This window comes from Halorubrum sp. SP9 (assembly GCF_005435015.1).
Lineage (GTDB): Archaea > Halobacteriota > Halobacteria > Halobacteriales > Haloferacaceae > Halorubrum > Halorubrum sodomense.
Map to the genome: position 1 here is coordinate 1 of NZ_SGXU01000528.1, position 336 is coordinate 336.

1 pseudogene is annotated in these 336 nt (G+C 55.7%); it reads left to right on the top strand.

The features are described from left to right. Positions 1-219: pseudogene (locus EXE45_RS18465) on the top strand (PadR family transcriptional regulator); the annotation flags it as partial. Positions 220-336 lie beyond the last annotated feature (117 nt).

Here is a 336-nt window from a genome sequence, read left to right on the forward strand (position 1 = left end):
GACGCCGGCATCGTCACAGAGGTTGCCCTGGACGACGACCATCGCCGGCAGGGCTACCCTTGGAAGTTCTATGGCCTGACCGACGAGGGGCGGGAGTTCCTGGCAGAGCACAACCTGCTCGCTGCGGAGGAGACGCTCCAGCAGATCTACGACACCATTTCCGACAAGCCCGAGAAGATGGTCAAGTACGAGAACGCCCCCCGTCCGGACGGCGTCTAACGGCACGTCTATTTCTGAATAGTTTGCTATTCGCACTCTTTAGCGTGACGAGACGATATCTTGTTAACCAACAAATCTATGTCATTACGCGCTCTGTTGGTTAATACTAGATCGCAG